Here is a 19,066-nt window from a genome sequence, read left to right as displayed (position 1 = left end):
CCGCTCCAGGCGGCGCTGAACGGCGCACGGGGGCCCGGGGAGTCGGCGGCGGTGCCGCGCGATCCGGCGGCGCTCGCGGTGGCCGCGGCGGAGGCGGTGGCGGCGGGGGCCCACGAGGTGCGGCTGCGGCCCCGGACGCCCTGTGGCGCCGGTTCGCTCTCGCCCCGGGTGGTGGGTCCCGCGCTGACGGCGGTGCGGAGGCTCGTCCGCGTCCCGGTGACGGTGCCGGCGGACGCGTGGGCCGAGCCCGACCCGGAGCGGCGGGTCGCGCGGATCCGGTCCTGGGAGACGCTGCCGGAGCTGGCCTCGGTGGCCTGGCACGAGCCGGGCGCCGAGGAGACGGCGGCGGCGCTGCTGGCGCGCGGGGTGGCGGTGGAGGCGGGTCTGCGTCCCGGCGCCCCGGACCCGGTCCTGTTCGCCCGCTCTCCCCTGGCGCCCCGGGTGCGGCGGATCGCCGTCGAGGCGCCGGCCGGGCCGGACGGCGACCTCGGGGCGTGGCTGCGCGCGCTCGCGGCCGGCCCTGAGGGCGGGAGCGGGTCGGCGGGCCGGTGCGGCGGGGTGCCCGTGCTGGTGTACGGGACCGGGGCGGCGGCCTGGCCGGCACTGCGGCGGGCCCGGCGGCTGGGCGTGGCCGGGCGGATCGGCCTGGAGGACACCCTCCTGCTGCCGGACGGGACCCGCGCCCGCTCCACGGCGGAGCAGGTGCGCGCCGCGCTGTCCTGGCGATAGGCCGTTTCTTTCGGATCATGGGGCTCGCGGCGTGATCCGAAAGAAACGGCCTATTCGTCCGCGGTCTCGCGGCGCAGCGGCAGCAGCCGGGAGCCGGCCATGCGTTCGCCGAAGACGTCGTCGGGGTTGGAGAGGACGCAGGTCTCCAGGGAGAGGCAGCCGCAGCCGATGCAGTCCGTCAGGTGGTCGCGGAGCCGGCCGAGCTGCTTGATGCGGTCGTCGAGTTCGGCCCGCCAGGTGGCGGAGAGCCGGGACCAGTCGTCGCGGGTCGGCGTGCGCTCCTCCGGCAGTTCGGCGAGGGCGTCGCGGATGGTGGCGAGAGGGATGCCGACGCGCTGGGCGGCGCGGATGAAGGCGACCCGGCGCAGCGCGTCGCGCCCGTAACGGCGCTGGTTGCCGGCGGTGCGGCGGCTGCTGATGAGCCCCTTCGACTCGTAGAAGTGAAGGGCGGAGACGGCGGCGCCGCTGCGGGCGGAGAGCTGGCCGACGGTGAGCTCGTGGATCTTCTCTGGAATCTGCGGCACCCCTCGAACCCTACTGGTCCGTTGACAGCGCGACCCTCACCCCACATGCTGAGCAAGCGCTTAGACACAGACCGTTTGGTATGTCGTACGAGAAGGGACCAGGGACATGGCCGAGCCGAGGATCTTCACCTCCGCCGAGGAACTGCGCGCGGGGGTCGGCGAGCAGCTGGGGCACAGCGACTGGCTGGAGATCGACCAGAAGCGGATCGACCTGTTCGCCGACGCCACCGGCGACCACCAGTGGATCCACGTGGACCCCGAGCGCGCCGCCTCGGGCCCCTTCGGCAGGACGATCGCGCACGGCTATCTGACCCTCTCGCTGCTGCCGCTCTTCGTGCCGCAGGTGCTGCGGGTCGAGGGCATGAAGATGGGCCTCAACTACGGCACGGAGAAGGTGCGTTTCCCCGCCCCCGTGCCGGTCGGCTCGCGGCTGCGCGCCACGGCGGTGCTCACGAAGGTGGAGGAGGCCGGCGGCGGCGTGCAGGTCACCGCGCGGGTGACCGTGGAGCGCGAGGGCGGCGACAAGCCGGTGTGCGTCGCCGAGTCGGTCTCGCGCTACTACTTCTGAGCGCGGTACCCCACCATGCGGAGCACGAGGTCGGCGTAGAAGGCGCCGACCTCGTCGGGCGTCCGGCGGCCCTGGACGTTGAACCACCGGGCCACGTCGATGCAGAGCGACAGCACCGCGACGGTGGTGCCCGCCGGGTCCGCCACGTCGAACTCGCCGGCCGCCACGCCCTCCTCGATGATCCGGCGCACGGTCGCCTCGGTCTCCCGGCGCAGCTCCACGATCTCGGCGCGGTGCTCGGGGCCGAGCGCGTCCAGCTCGTACTGGACGACCCGGGCGGTGGTGTGGCGCTCGGCGTGCCAGCGGACGAAGGAGCGGACGGCGTCGGCCAGCCGGTCGGAGGGGGCGCCGTCGCGGAGCTCGGCGGCCCGGAGGATCTCCAGGGCGCGGTCGTGGCCGATGCGGCTGATCCGGTGGAGCAGCTCTTCCTTGGTCTTGTAGTGGATGTACAGCGCCGCCGGACTCATCCCGGCCCGGCCGGCGATGTCACGGGTGGTGGTGGCGTGGTAGCCGCGTTCGGCGAACGCCTCGACGGCCGCGACCAGCAGCCTCCGGGCGGCCTCGGGCGCGACCTCGCCCCAGGTCACGTCCTCGCCGCCGGGCGTCTGCTCCGCCGTGCTCATCCCACACTCCTCCTCGGACCGGTCAGGACGAACACCATACAACGAAGCTGAGCAAGCGCTTAGAGATCGCGGGTGTCGGTTCTCCGGGCGGAGAGGGCTCAGAGCTTCTGCTGGAAGGGGTCGTGTTCGGCGAGGAGCTTCTCCAGGCGGGCCTGGTCGACCCGGCTGACGATCCGCTCCGACTCCTGCCGGTCGCGGACGACCTTGGCGAGAGTGAAGGCGGAGGTGGTGAGGTAGAGGACGGAGACCGCGAGGAAGGCCCGCACCCAGGCGCTCGCCTCCAGCTGGTAGATCCCGATCGCGACGGCGGCGAGGGCGATCGCGAAGGAGATGACGGCCTGCGCGTGGTAGGCGCTGGTGTTCTGCTGCTTGACCTGTGACTCGCTCATGGGGACAGGATCGGCGGATGTGGCCGGCGCCACATCCGCCCGGATACTCAGACCGGTACTCAGAGGGAGCCCGCGCGCGAGGGCGGGTCAGAAGGCGGAGACGCCGGTGAGCGCGCGGCCGATGATGAGCTTCTGGATCTGGCTGGTGCCCTCGTAGAGGGTCATCACGCGCGCGTCCCGCAGCAGCTTGCCGACCGGGTACTCGTCGATGTAGCCGTAGCCGCCGAAGACCTGGAGGGCGTTGTTGGCGGAGCGGACGGCGGCCTCGGAGGCGAACAGCTTGGCCTGGGAGGCGGCAGTGGCGAACTCCTCGCCCCGGTCGACGAGGTCGGCGACCCGCCAGGTCAGCAGCCGGGCCGCGTCCACGTCGACGGCGATGTCGCTGATGAGCTCCTGGACGAGCTGGTACGAGGCGATGGGCCTGCCGAACTGCTCGCGCTCCCCCGCGTAGCGCACGGCGGCGTCGAGGGCGGCCTGGGCGATGCCGACGCAGCCGGCCGCGACGGACATCCGGCCCTTGGCGAGGGCGGACATGGCGACGGAGAAGCCCTTCCCCTCGGGGCCGAGCATCGCGGAGGCCGGGACGCGCACACCCTCCAGGGCCAGTTCGGCGGTGGCCTGGCCGCGCAGGCCGAGCTTGCCGTGGATGGTGCGGCGGGTGAGGCCGGGGGTGTCGGTGGGGACGAGGAAGGCGGAGACACCCTTGTGGCCGGGCGCGTCGCCGGTCCGCGCGAAGAGCAGCACGACGTCGGCCCAGGTGCCGTTGGTGATGAACATCTTGGCGCCGTCGATCACGTAGTCGTCGCCGTCGCGGACGGCCCGGGTGCTCAGGCCGGCCGCGTCGGAGCCGGTGCCGGGCTCGGTGAGCCCGAAGCAGCCGAGCGCGTCACCCGAGGCGAGCCGGGGCAGCCAGGCCCGCTTCTGCTCCTCGCTGCCCCAGGAGGCGATGGTCTTGGCGACCAGGCCGAGGGAGACGGAGACGATCCCGCGCACGGAGGAGTCGCCGCGCCCCAGCTCCTCGGTGACGAGGCAGTACGAGAGGTGGTCGCCGCCGGAACCGCCGTACTCCTCCGGGATCGTGAGCCCGAGGAAGCCGACCGCGCCGAGCTTCTTCACGATGCCCCGGTCCACCTCCTCGGCACGGTCCCACGCGACGACGTGCGGGGCGACCTCGCGGGCGACGAAGTCCTCGGCGAGCCGCCGGACGTCCTGCTGCTCCTCGCTCAGCGCCAGATCCACGGTGCCACCTCACCCATCCGTTTAATTACCACTGCTAGTTTTATCGGTGCGGGCCTACTATGTGCGCCATGGCCCGACCGCGCAAGCCCCTGCTCAGCCGAGACCGCATCGTCGAGACGGCGGGCGCGCTCGTCGACGCGGAGGGGCTGGCCGCCCTCTCGACCCGGCGGCTCGCGGCCGAGCTCGGCGTGAGCGGACCCTCGCTCTACAACCACTTCCGCACCAAGGACGAGATCCTCGACGCGGTCGCGGACGCGGTCAGCGCCAAGATCGACCTGTCGATGTTCGAACCGGGCGACCCGCGCGACTGGCGCACCGCCCTGCACGACTGGGCGCTGTCCTACCGGGCCGCCCTCGCCGACCATCCGCACATCGTCCCGGTGCTCGCCCAGGGACCCGGCCGCCGCCCCGCGGGCCTCAAGGTCGCCGACGCCGTCTTCGGCGCGATGGTCCGGGCCGGCTGGCCGCCCGCCCAGGCCACCCACATCGGCGCCCTGATGCGGTACTTCGTCACCGGCTCGGCCCTCGGTTCCTTCGCGCGCGGCTTCGTCGACGACGAGACGGCGTACGACCCCGCCGACTACCCCCACCTCGGCCAGGCGCACCGCCTCGCGGAGCACCGCGAGAAGGTCGACGAGGGTGCCTTCACCACGGGCCTGCGCGCGCTGCTCGAGGGTCTGGGGGCGCAGTACGAGCGGGAGGCGCACGTTTCGGGGCGGGCCGAAGCGTGAGCGCGGGATGCTGGACCCATGGGAGCCAGTGATCTCGCCGCGTTCGCGGCGCTCTTCGCGGAGGAGAGCCGGGCCGCGATGCTGCTCGCCCTGCTCGACGGGCGGGCCTGGACGGCGGGGGAACTCGCCCGCCACGCGCGCGTGGCGCCGTCCACCGCGACCGAACACCTCGGGAAGCTGGTCGCGGGCGGCGTGCTCGCGGAGGAGCGGCAGGGTCGGCACCGGTATGTGCGGCTCGCCGGTCCCGCGATCGCGCAGCTCGTCGAGGAGCTGGCGAACCTCGCCGGGCCGGTCGCGGACGAGCCGCCCCGCTCGCTGGCCGCCGCGAGCGCCGGTCGGGCGATGGCCCGGGGCCGTACCTGCTACGACCACCTCGCCGGACGGCTCGGGACCGCCGTCACGGACGCGCTCACCGCACGCGGACTGCTCCGCCAGGACACCGGGTTCGCCCTCACGGACGACGGCCTGGAGTGGTTCGCCGGGCTCGGCATCCCCCTCGTGCCGAAGGGGCGGCGGCCGCTCGCGCGCGGCTGCCTGGACTGGACCGAACGCCGCCCGCACCTCGCGGGGCTCGCGGGAGCGGCGCTCTGCGCGCACGCGCTGGACAGCGGCTGGTGCGTACGGATCGGGTCCGCGCGAGCGGTGAAGGTCACCCCGGCCGGGGAGCGGGCGCTGCGGCGGGAGCTGGGGATCGAGGCGGACGCGCTGCGGTGAGGTGCGGCGAGTGAGGTCAGGTCGGCGCCGCGGCAGGAGCACGGGCCGGCGTGAGGGGGCGGGCTGACGCGGCGGGCGGGCTGACGCGGGGGCGGGGCGGGCCGGCGCGGGGGCGGGCGATAATGCGGTGTGGACCGAAGGGTCCGGGTCCTACCGTCGGGGGCATGCCGAACTCCGTCTCCTCCGCCCGGCTCGCGGTCGCCGCCGCCGGGGTCACCGTCGTCCTCTGGGCCTCCGCCTTCGTCTCCATCCGCAGCGCCGGGTCCGCCTACTCCCCCGGCGCGCTCGCCCTCGGGCGGCTGCTCGCCGGGGCGCTGGTCCTCGGGGCCGTGCTCCTGGCCCGGCGGGAGGGACTGCCGCCGCGGGCCGCCTGGCCCGGGATCCTGGTCTCCGGGCTGCTGTGGTTCGGGGTGTACATGGTGGTGCTGAACTGGGGCGAGCAGGAGGTGGACGCCGGGACGGCCGCGATGCTCGTGAACATCGGACCGATCCTGATCGCGCTGCTCGGCGCCCGTTTCCTGGGCGAGCGGCTGCCGCCGCGCCTGCTGGCCGGCATGGCGGTGTCCTTCGCCGGCGCGGTGGCCGTGGGGCTGTCGATGTCCGGCGAGGACGGTCACGCCTCGGTGCTGGGCGTCGCGCTCTGCCTGCTGGCCGCGGTGGCGTACGCCGGCGGGGTCGTGGCGCAGAAGCCGGCCCTGGCCCACGCGAGCGCGCTCCAGGTGACGACGTTCGGCTGCGCGATCGGCGCGGCGGCCTGCCTGCCGTTCGCCGGGCAGCTGGTGACGGAGGCGGCGCGGGCGCCGCTGTCGGCGACCGCGAACATGGTCTATCTCGGGGTGTTCCCGACCGCGCTCGCCTTCACGACCTGGGCGTACGCGCTGGCGCGGACGACCGCGGGACGGATGGGCGCGACCACCTACGCCGTGCCCGCCCTGGTCGTCCTGATGGCCTGGGCGCTCCTCGGCGAGCTGCCCGGGGCGCTGACGCTGCTGGGCGGCGCGCTGTGCCTGGCGGGGGTGGCGGTGTCCCGGTCCCGCCCGCGCGAGTCCGCCGTCCCGGTGTCAGGGGCGGGCGCCCGCCTGGAGGAGTCCGCGGGCGAACGCCGCGAGTGAGGCGCCGATCCGCTCGGCGGAGAGCCCGAGTTCGTGCCGCTGGAAGGCGAACAGCTCGGGCGAGAGCGGGGCGAGCACGGTGTCGACCAGGGCGTCCGGGTCCTCGGTGCCGTGGGCGACGAGCAGGGTGCGGACGTGGACCCGCCAGAAGCCGTACGCGCCGGTGCGGAAGCGTTCGGGGCCGGTCTCCGCACCGAGGGCCAGCGGGAGGTGCTTCTCCAGGAGGTCGAGCATCGCGAGGTAGAACGCGGCGAGCCGCTCCCCCGCGGGTGCGCCGGGCCCCAGGGGCGGCGGGCCGTAGACGAGTTGGCCCTGGAGCAGGCGCTCGTGCTCGTCGAGCAGCGCCACCGCGACCGAGGACGGATCGGGGAAGCTCCGGTAGAGGGTGGCGCGGCCGACGCCGGCGGCCTTGGCGATGCGGTCCATGGTGACGGTCCGTGGGTCGCCCTCGGCGAAGAGCCGTTCGGCCGCGGCGAGGATCTGGGCGCGGTTGCGCTCGGAGTCGGCGCGGCGGCGTGGGGCGGCGGCGGGGCGCGCGTCGACCTGGAGGTCGCCCGCGGCCGACAGGTCGCCGGCGGCCAGCAGGTCACCCGCGGGCAGCGGGTCGCCGGCCGGCCCGAGCACGCCGATCAGATCCCGCTCGGCGGGGGTGGGGCGGTCCGCCGGACGGCGGGCCGCCCCCTTCGTCTTCCGCACCGGGTCCGCCGCGGGACCGTGCCGCTCGTGGTCGCTCATGGGTCCGACCCTACTTCTCCCCCACCTAAGTGGACACCTTGTCCGTTTGGGTCTCCGTGTGCCACTCTAAACGGACACGGCGTCCACTTGCGGGGGTCGTCGTCCTGCCCCGCGCGGCCGTTCCACGAGGGAGATACCTGATGCACACCGCACTGCTCGCCGTCGCGCTCCTCGTCGGCTGCCTCCTCGCCGTCCAGGCGTCGGCCAACCTCCAGCTCAACTCCGCCGTCGGCACCCCGTACGGCGCCTCGACCCTCCAACTGAGCCTCGCCACCGCCCTGTTGGCCGCCCTGGCGCTGGCCGCCGGGACCCTCGGCGCACTGGGAAGACTCCCGGACGTACCGCCCTGGCAACTGCTCGGCGGGCTGGCCAGCCCGCTCTACATCACCAGCGGCATCCTGCTCTTCCCCCGGCTCGGCGCCCTGGCGAGCGTCGGACTCTTCGTCACCGGCCAGATGTTCGCCTCGCTCGCCCTCGACCTCTTCGGCCTGCTCGGCCTGGAGCGGCAGGCGCTCAGCGCCGGCACGGTCCTCGGCGCGGCCGCCGTCCTCACCGGCATCGTCGTGATCATCCGGGGCGGACGCGGCGCGGCCCCGGCGGGCGCCGCCCGGCTCTCGCCCGCCGCCCGTACGGGCTGGCCGGTCCTCGGAATCGTCGCGGGCGGGGTGCTGCCGGTGCAGGGCGCGGTCAACGCCCAGCTGCGGGAACGGCTCGACGCGCCGCTCACCGTCGCCCTGATCAGCTTCGCCGTCGCGACCCTCACCATCGCCGTCGTCCTGCTGGTGCTGCGGGCCACCCGGCGCACCCCGGCCCCGCGCGTCGCCCCGCTGAAGGGGATGCCCTGGTGGGGATGGCTCGGCGGTGCCTGCGCCGCCGCGTACGTGACCGGCACCTTCCTGCTCATACCGGCCATCGGCGCCGCCGTGACCATCGCGCTCACCGTGACGGGCCAGCAGCTGACCTCGGCCGTCATCGACCACAAGGGACTCTTCCGGCTGCCCCGGCGCCCCCTCACCCGGCCGCGCGCGCTCGGTCTCGCCCTGCTGCTCGCCGGCTCGCTCACCATCCAGCTCGCCTGAACGCACGTCTCCGCTCACGCCTGAACGCACGTCTCCGCTCACGCCTGAACGCACGTCTGAGCGGACGTCTCCACCACTCACGTCTGCCGAAGGGAACCCGGCCATGGCCGAGAACAGCACCGAGAACACCGCCGAGCAGGGCGCGGCGCCCGCCGCGGTCGAGACGCCGCCGCCCGGCGTCCTCGTCGTCCACTCCGACCTCTGGTGCTCGTTCGCGCACCTCGCGATCCACCGGCTGCACTCCACCCGGGCCCGGCTGGGCCTGGAGGACCGGGTCGCCTTCGACCTGCGCGCCTTCCCGCTGGAGCTGCTCAACGACGCGCCGAGCCCGCGCCCCGGCACGGACAGCGAGGTGGCCCGGATGGCCTCGCTGGAGCCGGCGGCCGGGTGGCAGCTGTGGCAGGCGAAGGACTGGCTCTACCCGTCCACGACCCTGCCGGCCCTCGAAGCGGTGCTCGCCGCCAAGGAGCAGTCGCTGCGGGCCTCGGAACTCCTCGACCTGGGGCTGCGCCGGGCCTTCTGGGCCGAGTCCCGGTGCGTGAGCAACCGGCGGGTCATCCTGGACGTCGCCCGGGAGACCGGCGTGGTCGACGTCGCCGCGCTGGAGGAGGCCCTGGACGACGGCCGGGCCCGCCGCGCGCTCGCCGACCAGACGGCGCTCTCGCGGACGGACGCGATCCGGTGCAGCCCGCACCTGTTCCTGCCGGACGGCAGCGACATCGCCAACCCGGGCGTCGAGGTGGGCTGGGAGGGGGCGTACGGCGTCGGCTGGCCGGTGGTGCACGGCGACGACCCGAAGGTGTACGAGGACATCCTGCTGCGGGCCGCCGCCTGAGCCGTACCCCGGGACCGGGACCGTGGGTCCGGGCCCCGGGGTCGTGGTCCGGGTCAGAAGACGACGAGGGCGCGGCCTCCCTTTCCGGCGAGCATGGCGTCGAAGGCGCCGGGGATGCCGTCCAGGGTGATCCGCTCGGTGACGAGGGCGCCCAGGTCGAAGCGGCCGTCCCGCATGGTGCCGTTGGTCAGCGACAGGTCGGAGTGGCAGACGCCGGCCGCGGCGAGCCGGATCCGGACCCGGCCCGGGCCGGGCTCGGGCAGCTCGATGCCGGTGATCTCCAGCGGGGCACCGACGGCGGGCAGGACGGCGGCACGGATCACGGGTGTCTCTCCTTACTGCGGGGCGGGTCGGGGCTCAGAACTGGAGGGACTTGGTCTGGAGGTACTCGGCGAGGCCGTGCGCGCCGAGCTCCCGGCCGACGCCGGAGCGCTTCCAGCCGCCGAAGGGGGCGAGCGGGTTGAACCGGCCGCCGTTGATGTCGACCTGACCGGTCTCCATGCGGCGGGCGAAGGCGACCGCCTCGGTCTCCTCGCCCCAGACGGCGCCGCCGAGGCCGTACTCGGTGCCGTTGGCGATCGCGAGGGCCTCCTCCTCGTCCTCGTAGCGGAGGAGGGAGACCACCGGGCCGAAGATCTCCTCCTGCGCGATGGTCATCCCGGGGGTGACGTCGGCGAAGACCGTCGGGGAGACGTAGTAGCCGGTCTCCAGCGGGGCCTCGGTGCCGCCCGCGACGAGCCGGGCGCCCTCCTCGACGCCCTTCTCGATGTAGCCGCGGACCCGGTCGCGCTGGCGGGCGCTGACCAGCGGGCCGAGGCGCTCGCCGGGGACGTATGCGGCGGCGGCCTCGGCGGCGAGGGCCACGGCCTCCTCGTACCGCTCCGCGGGGACCAGCATCCGGGTCCAGGCGCTGCACGTCTGACCGGAGTTGGACATGACGTTGGCGACGCCGACGGCGACGGCCCTGGGGAGGTCGGCGCTGGGCAGGATCACGTTGGCGGACTTGCCGCCGAGTTCGAGGGCGACCCGCTTCACGGCGCCGCCGGCGAGGGCGCCGATGCGGCGGCCGACGGCGGTGGAGCCGGTGAAGGAGACGAGGTCGACGTCGGGGTGCTCGGCGAGGGCCTGGCCGGCGACCGTTCCCAGGCCGGTGACCAGGTTGAAGACGCCGGCCGGAAGGCCCGCCTCGTGGACGGCCTCGGCGAAGAGCTGGGCGGTGAGCGGGGTGTCCTCGGCGGGCTTGAGGACGGTGGTGCAGCCGGCGGCGAGAGCCGGGGCGACCTTGGCGACGATCTGGTGGAGCGGGTAGTTCCAGGGCGTGATGGCGGCGACGACGCCGACCGGCTCCGCGTAGACGGTGGAGTTGCCGACCTTCTCCACGAAGGGGTGGGTGGCGGCGAGTTCGGCGTACGAGCCGGCGACCTTGACCGGCAGTCCGGCGTGCACGGCCGCGGCGAGCTTCGGCGGGGCGCCGAGCTCGGCGGTGACGGTGGCGGCGATCTCGCCGGCGCGGGCGGCGAGCACGTCGCGCAGGGCGGCGATCCGGGCGGCCCGCTCGGCGGGCGGGGTGGCGGCCCAGCCGGGCAGCGCGGCGCGGGCGGCGCGCACGGCGGCGTCGACGTCCTCGGCGGTGCCGGCCGGCACGTGGGCGATGACCTGCTCGGTGACCGGATCGGTGACGGGGATCGTCCCGGAGGAGGCCGCGGGGCGCCACTCCCCACCGATGTACATCGCGTCGTGGGCCTTCATCAGCTTCCCCATTCCCGGTCCGCTCGACCGCTCGCCTCCGGCGGGCCGATCCGCTCGGCTCCGCCGCCCCAAACTAGCGCTGTTAGTTTTAGGGCGCCAGGGCCTCTGGGCGTGGAACGGATCTCATCGCGGAGCGGCGCGGGGCGGGGCGGCGCGGCGCGGGGCGCCGGCGGCGGACCGGGCGGACGCACGCGGAACGGCCCCGCGCCGGGGCCGGCCGACCCCGCCGGGGCCGACGGTACCCGACACGGGGCCGCCGCCGTCCGTGCGGTTCAGATCGTCTTGTCGACACCGGTGAGGTGGGCGAAGACGACGATGTTGGCGTCGTAGCCCGAGCCCCGGTCGTAGGCTCCGCCGCAGGTCAGCAGGCGCAGCTCGGGCCGGTCGGTGGAGCCGTACACCTCCTTGTCGGGGAAGGCGGACTTCGGGTACGTGCGCACCTTGTCCACGGTGAAGACGGCGACCCGCCCGTCGGCGCGGGCGACCCGGACGGTGTTGCCGGGGCCGAGCGACTCGAGGTCGAGGAAGACGGCCGGTCCGGTCAGGGTGTCCCGGTGGCCGACCACCACGGCCGTGCCGCGCTCGCCGGGCGCGGGGCCGCGCGCGTACCAGCCGACCTTCTGCGGGTCGTCGACCGGCGGCACGCCCAGCCGCCCCTCCCGGTCGAGGCCGATGTCGAGGGTGGGCGCCTCGATGGTGATGGCGGGCACGGCGACGAGGGTGGGACGGGAGCGGCCGAGCGGGGCGGGCGGTGCGGGCGGCTTCTCGCGGACCCGGGCCCGGGCGGGGGCGCCGGCCCGGCTCCCCGTGGCCCCGGCACGGCTCGCGTCGGCGCCGGTACGGCTCCGGGCCGCCTCCGTGCGGCCGGTTCCGCCGGCGCCGCCGTCGCCGGCGGCCGGGGTGGCGGGGCCGGGCGCCGCGGCCGACGCCCCGGCGTCGGACTTGGCGTCGGCCCCGGCGACGGGCTGCCGGTCGGCGGGGTCGCCGTCCGCACTCCACCACACGCCCCCGGTCACCAGGACCACGGTCACCGCCACGGTCCTGGTGAGCCGGAGGAGGCGTCGCTGCCGGCGCGTGAGGCGGGCCTTACGCCGCGCCATCGTTGCGGCGGCGCGAACGGCGGATCAGCACCAGGCCGACGGTGCCCGCGAGGCCGGCGGTGACGGCCGCGCCGACACCGAAGGCGGAGGCGTCCTCGTCGGCCGCGATCTCGGCGCTGCCGCCGCCGCCGGCGCCGACCGGGCCGTGCGGGGGCTTGTGGTGGCCGTGCCCGCCGTTGCCGTTGCCTCCGTTGCCGTTGCCGTTGTCGCAGTCGACCTGGAAGACCTTGTGCTTGCCGGCGCCCTGCTCGCCCGCGAAGTTCCACGTGAGCTTGTACATGCCGTCGGGCAGGCTGTAGTCGTCCTCGGTGCGGCCGGTACCGGTCGGCAGCGTGAAGCCGCCGCTCAAGGTGGCGCCGCCGGGCTTCGCTGGCTGGGGCTCGATCTTCCAGGTGATCTCCTGGTCCTCGTCGAAGTTGAAGGCAGCGAGGTAGAACCTGCAGACCTTCGGGTCGTTGCGCTGGTCGGTCGCCGGCGTGGACCTCTTGTGGATCTTCACGTCGCCGTTGTCGCCGGGGGCGGCGTACGCGGGCTGGCCGGCGCCGAGGAGGGCGAGACCGGCCAACGCGAGACCGGACGCGGCGGCGAGGGGACGGGCGGTACGAGCACGCATGCGTGTTCCTCCGTGAGCATGTCGTCGGACATTTCAACCGATAATCCGACTATCTGTCACGAGGGGAACACGCACGGTCGCGACATGCGCAAGCCGGGCGGACGGTCCCCCGTCCGGCCCAGGCCGGGTCAGACGATGCCGAAGAGGAGCGCCGCCCCGAGGACGACGAGCGAGGTGAGGGCGGCCCACTTCACCGTGAAGCGGGTGTGGTCGCCGAACTCCACCTTCGCCATGCCGACCAGCACGTACACCGCCGGGACCAGCGGGCTCGACATGTGCAGGGCCTGGCCGACCAGCGAGGCGCGGGCGATCTCCAGCGGCGAGACGCCGTGCGCGGCACCGGCCTCGGCCAGCACGGGCAGGACGCCGAAGTAGAAGCCGTCGTTCGACATGAAGTAGGTGAGCGGCAGGCTGAGCAGGCCGGTCACGAGCGCCATGTGCGGGCCCATCGCGTCCGGGATGGCGCCGACCAGCCAGTCGGCCATGTGCCTGACCATGCCGGTGCCCGTGAGGACCCCGGTGAAGACGGCCGCGGCGAAGACCATGCCGGCGACGTTGAGGACGTTCTCCGCGTGCGCGGCCAGGCGCTCCTTCTGCTCGGCGGGACGCGGGTAGCTCACGGTGAGCGCGAGCGCGGCGCCGAGGAGGAAGAGGACCGGGATCGGCAGCAGTTCCAGGATCATCGCGGTGAGCAGGGCGACCGTGAGGGCGGCGTTGAACCAGTACAGCCGGGGGCGGAGGGTGGTGCGCTCCGGGTCGAGGCCCTGGAAGCCGGGGGCGGCCGGGTCCTGGTCGGGCGCACCGGAGCCGCCCGTGCCGCCGGCGGCGGCGCCGGAGCCGGAGGCCGTACCGCCCGCCCGCTTCGTCAGGCGGCCCTCGCCCCTGACCTCGCCCTGGCCCGTGGCCTGGTCCGCCCCTCCGCCGGCGCCCACGAGGACCGTCTCACCGTCGGTCTCGGTGGCGAGGGCCTCGTCGAGGGTGAGGTAGCCGATCCGCTTCCGCTCGCGGCGGCCGAGGACGTACGCGAGGGCGATCACGAAGACCAGGCCCGCCGCGAGGGCCGGGATCATCGGGACGAAGATGTCGCCGGCGTCGAGCTTGAGCGCGGTCGCGGCGCGGGCGGTGGGGCCGCCCCAGGGCAGGGTGTTCATCACGCCGTTGGCCGTGGCCGCCACGCCGGTGAGGACGACGAGGCTCATGCCGAGCCGCTTGTAGAGCGGGTACATCGCCGAGACGGTGATCATGAAGGTGGTGGAGCCGTCCCCGTCGAGGGAGACGATCGCGGCGAGCACCGCCGTGCCGACGACCACCCGGACCGGGTCGGCCTTGCAGAAGCGCAGGATGGCCCGGACGATCGGGTCGAAGAGGCCGACGTCGATCATGACGCCGAAGTAGACGATCGCGAACATCAGCATCGCCGCGGTGGGAGCCAGCTTGCTCACGCCGTCGATGACGTAGTCGCCGAGCTGCGCGCCCTGCCCGACGGCGACGCAGAACAGGGCGGGGATCAGGACGAGCGCCGCGATCGGCGACATCTTCTTCATCATGATCAGGACCAGGAAGGTCGCGATCATGGCGAAGCCGAGGACGGTCAGCATGGAGGCACCTCACGTTCACCGTTGAACAGCCGCCGAGCGGCGGTCCGGATGACCGTAGGTGCCCCCTTCCGGCCTCAACAAGGGGTCGACGCGTGAGCAATACGAGCAAAACCCCAGGTCACAGCAGTGGCGCGGGTTCCAGCGGGGTGACCTCGACGGGGAAGCCGTTGAGGACGGCGGTGCCGGAGAGCGGGTCGAGGAGGGTGCCGTCGAGGAGCTGGTTGACGTTGACACCGGGGCGGGCGGCGGCCACGGCGAGGCGGGTGCCGGGGCGGTCGTGGCCCCAGCCGTGCGGGAGGCTGACGACCCCGGGCCGTACCGCGTCGGTGACCTCGACCTCCACCGTCAGCCCGCCGCCCGCGCCCTCGATCCGGGCGGGGGCGCCGTCGGCGAGCCGCAGCCGGCCGGCGTCGTCCGGGTGCACCTGGAGGGTGCAGCGGTTCGAACCCCCGGTGAGGGCCGGGGTGTTGTGCAGCCAGCTGTTGTTGGAGCGCAGATGGCGGCGGCCGACCAGCTGGAGCGTCCCCGGCTCGGGTACGGCGGTGAGGGCGGCCCGCAGCCGGGGCAGGTCGGCGGCGATCGGTTCGGGGAGGAGTTCGATCCGGCCGCTGCGGGTGCGCAGGACCTCGTCCAGGCGGGGCTTGAGCGGGCCGAGGTCGATGCCGTGCGGGTGGGCCTTGAGCTCGTCGAGGGTGAGGCCGTACGGCCCCAGGCGCAGCATCAGGTCGAGCCGCCGCTCGGCTCCGCTCTCCCCGGTGAGCCCGGCGGCGAACTCCTTGGGGTCGGCGCCGTATGCCGGCGAGTGCGGCTCGGTGACGGCCCTGGCGAGCATGGAGTCGACGGCGAGGTCGTCGACGACGGACGGCGGCGCGCCGTGCATGCCGGAGGCGGCGAGGACCAGCCGGGCGTGGATCTCGCACTCGTCCATCCGGCCGGGTTCCAGGGGGACGGCGGCCGGGGTGTGGCGGACCTGGTCGCGGACGGCGAACCCGTTGAAGGCGAAGTCGAAGTGGGCGCTCTGGGAGGGCGGCGGCGGGGGCAGCAGGACGTCGGCGTGGCGGGTGGTCTCGTTGAGGTAGGGGTCGACGCAGACCATCAGGTCGAGGGTGTCGAGGGCGGCGTCGAGCCGGAGTCCGTCCGGGGCGGAGAGGACGGGGTTGGCGGCGATGGTGATCAGCGCCCGGATGCGGCCCTCCCCCGGGGTGTCGATCTCCTCGGCGAGCGCGGCGAGCGGGAACTCCCCCTTGACCTCGGGGTGTCCGGAGACGCGGCTGTGGCGGCGGCCGAGGAGGAAGCCGCGGCCGGGCCCGGCGGGGCGGGGCGCGGGGGCGGTGGCGGAGCGGGGGAAGAGGGCGCCGCCGGGCCGGTCGAGGTTGCCGGTGAGGACGTTGAGGACGTCGACGAGCCAGTTGGCGAGGGTGCCGTGGGCCACGGTGGAGCTGCCCATCCGCCCGTACACGGCGGCGGTGGGCGCGGCGGCGAGCTCCCGGGCGACGGCGCGGATCGTGCCGGGTTCGAGCTCGCAGACGGGGGCGACGGCCTCGGGGGTGAACTCCCGGACGGCGTCCCGGACCTGGTCGATGCCCTCGGTGCGGCCGGCGAGCGGGCCGGGGTCGGTGAGCCCCTCGGCGAAGAGGGTGTGGACGAGGGCGGCGAGGAGGAGGGCGTCGGTGCCGGGCCGGGGGGCGAGGTGGCGGTCGGCGAGGCGGGCGGTGCGGGTGCGGCGGGGGTCGACGACGGTGAGGGTGCCGCCGCGGCGGCGCAGCGCGGCGAGCCGGCCGGGGAAGTCGGGGGCGGTGCACAGACTTCCGTTGGAGTCCAGCGGGTTGGCTCCGATGACCAGGAGGTGGTCGGTGCGGTCCAGGTCGGGCACGGGGACGGCGAAGGGGTCGCCGAAGAGGAGGCCGCTGGAGACGTGCTTGGGCATCTGGTCGACCGTGGAGGCGGTGAAGAGGTTGCTCGTGCCCGTGGCGCGGAGGAGGAGCGGCGGGTAGAGCGCTCCGGCCATCGTGTGGACGTTGGGGTTGCCCAGGACGATGCCCAGGGAGTCGGGGCCGTAATCCTCGATCAGGGGGCGGATTCTCGCCGCGATCGTGTCGAACGCCTCCTCCCAGCTCGCGTCGCGCAGGCTGCCGTTCTCGCGGACGAGCGGGGTGCGGAGCCGGTCGGGGTCGGCGTCGACCTGCGGGAACGCGGCGCCCTTGGGGCAGACGAAGCCTCGGCTGAAGACGTCGTCGCGATCCCCGCGGGCGCCGGTGACCCGGCTGCCGTCGAGGGTCAGGACGAGTCCGCAGGTCGCTTCGCAGAGCGGGCAGATGCGCGGGGCGGTGGGCATGACGTCTCCCGTGGGCGGTGGCGGGGCGGCGGCTCGACGCGAGCATACCGACCGGTAGGCACGGCGGGGAGGGGGTGACGGCGGTGCGTCTCGGCGGTCAGGCGGAGAGGGAGGGGGCGAGATAGGCATGGAGGAGCTCCCGCGTCTCGTGGATGAGGGCGGTGTCGCCGTCGGGGTCGGCCCGGAAGGCGAGGCGGACGAGGGTGTCGGCGGTCTCGACGCCGACGAGGACCTTGCGGCGCAGCGTCTCGTCGGAGGCACGGCCGAGATGGGTGGCGAGCAGGCCGCAGATCCGCTCGGCGACCAGGCCGTTGGGGTCCTCGGCGGCCGCTCCCCCGGGCTCGTCGGCGGCGGGGACGCCGAAGTCGACGAGGGCGAAGCCGGGGACGCTGCGCTTCATCGCGATGAACTCGTCGAGGACGCCGTCGATCGCGGAGTGCGCGTCGAGGACGGGCGTCCGCTCGAAGCGGGCGGCGATCAGCTCGGCGTACCGGTCGAGGTTGCGGTGGGCGAGGGCGGCGACCATGGCCCGCTTGTTGCCGAAGAAGCGGTAGACCGACCCGATCGGGACGCCGGCGCGGACGGCGACGGCCCGGGTGCTCAGCTGCTCGTAGCCGGTCTCGTCGAGGAGGTCGGCGCAGGCGTCGAGGATGCGGGCGAGCCGCTCGGCGCTGCGCTGCTGGACGGGGGTGCGGCGGAGCGCGGGCGGCGGGCCGGACGGGCGGGGCTGGGGCACGGGGTCCATGATGCCGCTCCGATCCCGTTCAGGCGATGAGCAGTCCGATGCCGCCGAGGGTGTACGCGATCATCAGCGCGAAGAGCGGGAGTTGGCCGGCGACGGCCCGGGCGGGCGGGAAGAGGCGGACGGACCGGTCGTGGGCGGCGACGACGCCGAGGACGTGACCGGTGACGATCGCGGCGACCTGGAGGACGGCGAGGCCCGCGGGGCCCAGGGGTGGAGCGGGCGAGGGGGCGTTGTCAGTGCCCGCTGCCATCATGACGGTACGTGGTCCTTCGACCGCGAGGAGTGAGAAGTAGTGGGCGACGAGATAGCCGAGCGCGATGGGCAGCAGCGAGTGCGCGAAGGAGGTGAGGGGTGTGGTGAGGGCGCGGTTCAGGAGACGGAGGGCGCCGGCGCAGAGTCCGTAGCAGACGGCGGCGAGGGCGACGGCGGCGAGGAGGCCGAGGGTGGCGAGGACGGTGGGGTCGAGGGAGGAGGTCTGGAGGGCGGTGATCCAGCGGGGGTTGTCGGAGAGGCCGTCGTAGGCGGTGGTGCCGAGGAGGACGCAGACGGTGGCGACCAGTCCGGGGGTCTCGGGGGTGGAGTCGAGGCCGTTGAAGGGAGAGCGGAGCACGAGCCGGCCGTCGGTGCGGCGGCCGAGCGGGGAGAGCCGGGCGAGGAGGGAGGAGTAGACCTCGAAGGGGTCGGCGTGGGCGAACCAGGCGGCGCCGTGGCGGGCGGCGCCGAGGAGCTGGACGGCGAGGTGGACGGCGAGGGCGGTGAGGAGGACGGGGCGGGAGGTGTTGTCGGGGGCGACGAGTTCGAGCCAGGCGAAGAGGAGGAGCCCGGCGGCGGCGGGGCGGATGCCGACGGCGGCGGGGATCGGGCGGGGGTGCGCGGGCGGGCGGAGGGAGAGGAGGGCGCGCAGCGGGTTGAGGAGGCGCCAGACGGGGCCGAGGAGGAGGGAGGCGGGCACGAGTCCGACCCAGAGGAGGACGTAGAGGGCACCGGGGGCGGGGTTGCGGTCGGGGTCGTCGGGGCCGAGGAGGAGGTGGGCGAGGAAGAGCAGGGCGAGGGCGGTGCCGAGGCTACGGAGGGCGGTGCGGGTGGCCGGGGCGTCGGCGAGGCGCTGGAGTGAGGCGGGCAGGGGGCGGCCGGCGCGGTCGCCGCGGAAGCGGGAGGCGGACCAGAGGAGGGCGAGGCCCAGGAAGGAGACCAGGAGCGCGGTGAAGGCGCCGGCGTAGGCGTAGAAGGGAGAGAGGGGCAGGTCGTGCTGGGCGCCGACGCCGTGGGCGAGCGGAAGGGGCGGGGGCTGGACGGCGGTCACCGGACCACCAGTTGGGTGAGCACGAGTCCGGACTCGTGGGTCTCCACCTCGAAGAGGCCGGTGCGGTCGGCGGTGAGGTCGAGGGTGGTGGGGGTGCCGGGGGCGAGGGCGGCCTCGCGGTCGTAGCCGTGGACGTGGACGGTGTCGGCACGGTCGGAGGTGACACGGAGGGTGATCCGCTCGCCCTTCCTCACCTCGACGCGGGAGGGCGCGGGGGTGACGGTCGAGCCGCTGACGCGGATGTCGAGGGTGCGGCCGGCGGGAGTGGGGGTCGGGTCGACGGTCGGGGTGGGGTCTGCGGTCGGGGCCGGGTCGGCGGTCCGGGTGGGGTCGGTGGTCGGGGAA

19 protein-coding genes and 2 pseudogenes are annotated in these 19,066 nt (G+C 74.7%); 7 read left to right on the top strand and 14 right to left on the bottom strand.

Going from position 1 to position 19,066, the window contains the following annotated elements; translation table 11 throughout:
- The first annotated feature begins 51 nt into the window (after positions 1-51).
- On the top strand, positions 52-729 hold the full coding sequence (locus IF73_RS0123155; RefSeq protein WP_234338320.1) for a 3-keto-5-aminohexanoate cleavage protein: 678 nt from the start codon (positions 52-54) through the stop codon (positions 727-729).
- A gap of 50 nt (positions 730-779) precedes the next feature.
- On the opposite strand, the gene soxR is transcribed toward IF73_RS0123155, so the two are convergent.
- Positions 780-1,253 carry a redox-sensitive transcriptional activator SoxR gene (gene soxR, locus IF73_RS0123150; RefSeq protein ID WP_031011192.1) on the bottom strand — a complete coding sequence of 158 codons (474 nt, stop codon included), beginning with the start codon at positions 1,251-1,253 and terminating at the stop codon, positions 780-782.
- Between the two features lie 106 nt (positions 1,254-1,359).
- Here soxR and IF73_RS0123145 point away from each other — a divergent pair, with 106 nt between their 5' ends.
- Positions 1,360-1,821: a MaoC family dehydratase gene (locus tag IF73_RS0123145; RefSeq protein ID WP_031011190.1), complete on the top strand. Its 462-nt coding sequence runs from the start codon at positions 1,360-1,362 to the stop codon at positions 1,819-1,821.
- On the opposite strand, the gene IF73_RS0123140 is transcribed toward IF73_RS0123145, so the two are convergent.
- From IF73_RS0123140 to IF73_RS0123130, 3 genes are all read right to left on the bottom strand, one after another.
- Entirely contained in the window at positions 1,812-2,444 is a 633-nt protein-coding gene (locus IF73_RS0123140) for a TetR/AcrR family transcriptional regulator (RefSeq protein ID WP_031011187.1), read from the bottom strand. The genes IF73_RS0123145 and IF73_RS0123140 overlap by 10 nt on opposite strands.
- A 98-nt stretch (positions 2,445-2,542) precedes the next feature.
- Positions 2,543-2,833 carry a YiaA/YiaB family inner membrane protein gene (locus IF73_RS0123135; protein ID WP_031011185.1) on the bottom strand — a complete coding sequence of 97 codons (291 nt, stop codon included), beginning with the start codon at positions 2,831-2,833 and terminating at the stop codon, positions 2,543-2,545.
- Positions 2,834-2,920: 87 nt separating this feature from the next.
- Positions 2,921-4,072 (bottom strand): acyl-CoA dehydrogenase family protein, encoded by a 1,152-nt coding sequence (locus IF73_RS0123130; RefSeq protein ID WP_031011183.1) that lies wholly within the window; start codon positions 4,070-4,072, stop codon positions 2,921-2,923.
- 68 nt (positions 4,073-4,140) lie between these two features.
- Here IF73_RS0123130 and IF73_RS0123125 point away from each other — a divergent pair, with 68 nt between their 5' ends.
- The 3 genes from IF73_RS0123125 (at position 4,141) to IF73_RS0123115 (ending at position 6,629) form a co-directional block, all read left to right on the top strand.
- The gene (locus IF73_RS0123125; protein ID WP_031011181.1) at positions 4,141-4,803 is read left to right on the top strand and encodes a TetR/AcrR family transcriptional regulator; all 663 of its coding nucleotides are present in this window, start codon (positions 4,141-4,143) and stop codon (positions 4,801-4,803) included.
- An 18-nt stretch (positions 4,804-4,821) separates the two neighbouring features.
- Entirely contained in the window at positions 4,822-5,517 is a 696-nt protein-coding gene (locus IF73_RS0123120; RefSeq protein WP_031011179.1) for an ArsR/SmtB family transcription factor, read from the top strand.
- A gap of 164 nt (positions 5,518-5,681) precedes the next feature.
- Positions 5,682-6,629, top strand: a complete 948-nt coding sequence (locus tag IF73_RS0123115) for a DMT family transporter (protein ID WP_051717186.1) — start codon at positions 5,682-5,684, stop codon at positions 6,627-6,629.
- Here IF73_RS0123115 and IF73_RS0123110 read toward each other — a convergent pair.
- Positions 6,579-7,196: a TetR/AcrR family transcriptional regulator gene (locus IF73_RS0123110; protein ID WP_037880185.1), complete on the bottom strand. Its 618-nt coding sequence runs from the start codon at positions 7,194-7,196 to the stop codon at positions 6,579-6,581. The two genes, IF73_RS0123115 and IF73_RS0123110, sit on opposite strands and share 51 nt — an antisense overlap.
- Before the next feature lie 308 nt (positions 7,197-7,504).
- Here IF73_RS0123110 and IF73_RS0123105 point away from each other — a divergent pair, with 308 nt between their 5' ends.
- Entirely contained in the window at positions 7,505-8,443 is a 939-nt protein-coding gene (locus IF73_RS0123105; protein ID WP_031011173.1) for a DMT family transporter, read from the top strand.
- Between the two features lie 103 nt (positions 8,444-8,546).
- The gene (locus IF73_RS0123100; RefSeq protein ID WP_051717183.1) at positions 8,547-9,278 is read left to right on the top strand and encodes a DsbA family oxidoreductase; all 732 of its coding nucleotides are present in this window, start codon (positions 8,547-8,549) and stop codon (positions 9,276-9,278) included.
- 170 nt (positions 9,279-9,448) lie between these two features.
- Here the strand turns inward: IF73_RS0123100 and IF73_RS0123095 are convergent.
- From IF73_RS0123095 to IF73_RS0123055, 9 genes and pseudogenes are all read right to left on the bottom strand, one after another.
- Positions 9,449-9,601 (bottom strand): annotated as a pseudogene (locus tag IF73_RS0123095) (alcohol dehydrogenase); the annotation flags it as partial.
- Between the two features lie 34 nt (positions 9,602-9,635).
- Positions 9,636-11,027 (bottom strand): aldehyde dehydrogenase family protein, encoded by a 1,392-nt coding sequence (locus IF73_RS0123090; protein WP_031011167.1) that lies wholly within the window; start codon positions 11,025-11,027, stop codon positions 9,636-9,638.
- Positions 11,028-11,299: 272 nt separating this feature from the next.
- Positions 11,300-12,058 carry a class F sortase gene (locus IF73_RS0123085; protein ID WP_051717181.1) on the bottom strand — a complete coding sequence of 253 codons (759 nt, stop codon included), beginning with the start codon at positions 12,056-12,058 and terminating at the stop codon, positions 11,300-11,302.
- A gap of 55 nt (positions 12,059-12,113) precedes the next feature.
- Positions 12,114-12,740 carry a hypothetical protein gene (locus IF73_RS0123080; RefSeq protein ID WP_031011164.1) on the bottom strand — a complete coding sequence of 209 codons (627 nt, stop codon included), beginning with the start codon at positions 12,738-12,740 and terminating at the stop codon, positions 12,114-12,116.
- Between the two features lie 128 nt (positions 12,741-12,868).
- Positions 12,869-14,338, bottom strand: a complete 1,470-nt coding sequence (locus IF73_RS0123075) for a CitMHS family transporter (RefSeq protein ID WP_031011163.1) — start codon at positions 14,336-14,338, stop codon at positions 12,869-12,871.
- Positions 14,339-14,456: 118 nt separating this feature from the next.
- Positions 14,457-16,673: a molybdopterin oxidoreductase family protein gene (locus IF73_RS0123070; RefSeq protein ID WP_031011162.1), complete on the bottom strand. Its 2,217-nt coding sequence runs from the start codon at positions 16,671-16,673 to the stop codon at positions 14,457-14,459.
- A gap of 97 nt (positions 16,674-16,770) precedes the next feature.
- The gene (locus tag IF73_RS0123065; protein WP_031011160.1) at positions 16,771-17,418 is read right to left on the bottom strand and encodes a TetR/AcrR family transcriptional regulator; all 648 of its coding nucleotides are present in this window, start codon (positions 17,416-17,418) and stop codon (positions 16,771-16,773) included.
- Positions 17,419-17,437: 19 nt separating this feature from the next.
- Positions 17,438-18,721, bottom strand: coding sequence for a hypothetical protein (locus IF73_RS0123060; RefSeq protein WP_031011159.1), 1,284 nt, complete (start codon positions 18,719-18,721; stop codon positions 17,438-17,440).
- A pseudogene (locus tag IF73_RS0123055) lies at positions 18,718-19,066 on the bottom strand (cupredoxin domain-containing protein); the annotation flags it as partial. The pseudogene IF73_RS0123055 and the gene IF73_RS0123060, both read right to left, overlap by 4 nt.

Origin of the sequence: Streptomyces sp. NRRL F-5727 (assembly GCF_000719555.1) — a bacterium.
GTDB lineage: Bacteria > Actinomycetota > Actinomycetes > Streptomycetales > Streptomycetaceae > Streptomyces.
This window is presented reverse-complemented; position numbering and strand designations above follow the sequence as displayed.

Coding starts and splice junctions, on each gene's coding strand:
- IF73_RS0123080 (WP_031011164.1), bottom strand. CDS start 12,740: ATGCGTGCTCGTACCGCCCGTCCCCTCGCCGCCGCGTCCGGTCTCGCG.
- IF73_RS0123115 (WP_051717186.1), top strand. CDS start 5,682: ATGCCGAACTCCGTCTCCTCCGCCCGGCTCGCGGTCGCCGCCGCCGGG.
- IF73_RS0123135 (WP_031011185.1), bottom strand. CDS start 2,833: ATGAGCGAGTCACAGGTCAAGCAGCAGAACACCAGCGCCTACCACGCG.
- IF73_RS0123075 (WP_031011163.1), bottom strand. CDS start 14,338: ATGCTGACCGTCCTCGGCTTCGCCATGATCGCGACCTTCCTGGTCCTG.
- IF73_RS0123105 (WP_031011173.1), top strand. CDS start 7,505: ATGCACACCGCACTGCTCGCCGTCGCGCTCCTCGTCGGCTGCCTCCTC.
- IF73_RS0123070 (WP_031011162.1), bottom strand. CDS start 16,673: ATGCCCACCGCCCCGCGCATCTGCCCGCTCTGCGAAGCGACCTGCGGA.
- IF73_RS0123100 (WP_051717183.1), top strand. CDS start 8,547: ATGGCCGAGAACAGCACCGAGAACACCGCCGAGCAGGGCGCGGCGCCC.
- IF73_RS0123065 (WP_031011160.1), bottom strand. CDS start 17,418: ATGGACCCCGTGCCCCAGCCCCGCCCGTCCGGCCCGCCGCCCGCGCTC.
- IF73_RS0123145 (WP_031011190.1), top strand. CDS start 1,360: ATGGCCGAGCCGAGGATCTTCACCTCCGCCGAGGAACTGCGCGCGGGG.
- IF73_RS0123120 (WP_031011179.1), top strand. CDS start 4,822: ATGGGAGCCAGTGATCTCGCCGCGTTCGCGGCGCTCTTCGCGGAGGAG.
- IF73_RS0123090 (WP_031011167.1), bottom strand. CDS start 11,027: ATGAAGGCCCACGACGCGATGTACATCGGTGGGGAGTGGCGCCCCGCG.
- IF73_RS0123140 (WP_031011187.1), bottom strand. CDS start 2,444: ATGAGCACGGCGGAGCAGACGCCCGGCGGCGAGGACGTGACCTGGGGC.
- IF73_RS0123125 (WP_031011181.1), top strand. CDS start 4,141: ATGGCCCGACCGCGCAAGCCCCTGCTCAGCCGAGACCGCATCGTCGAG.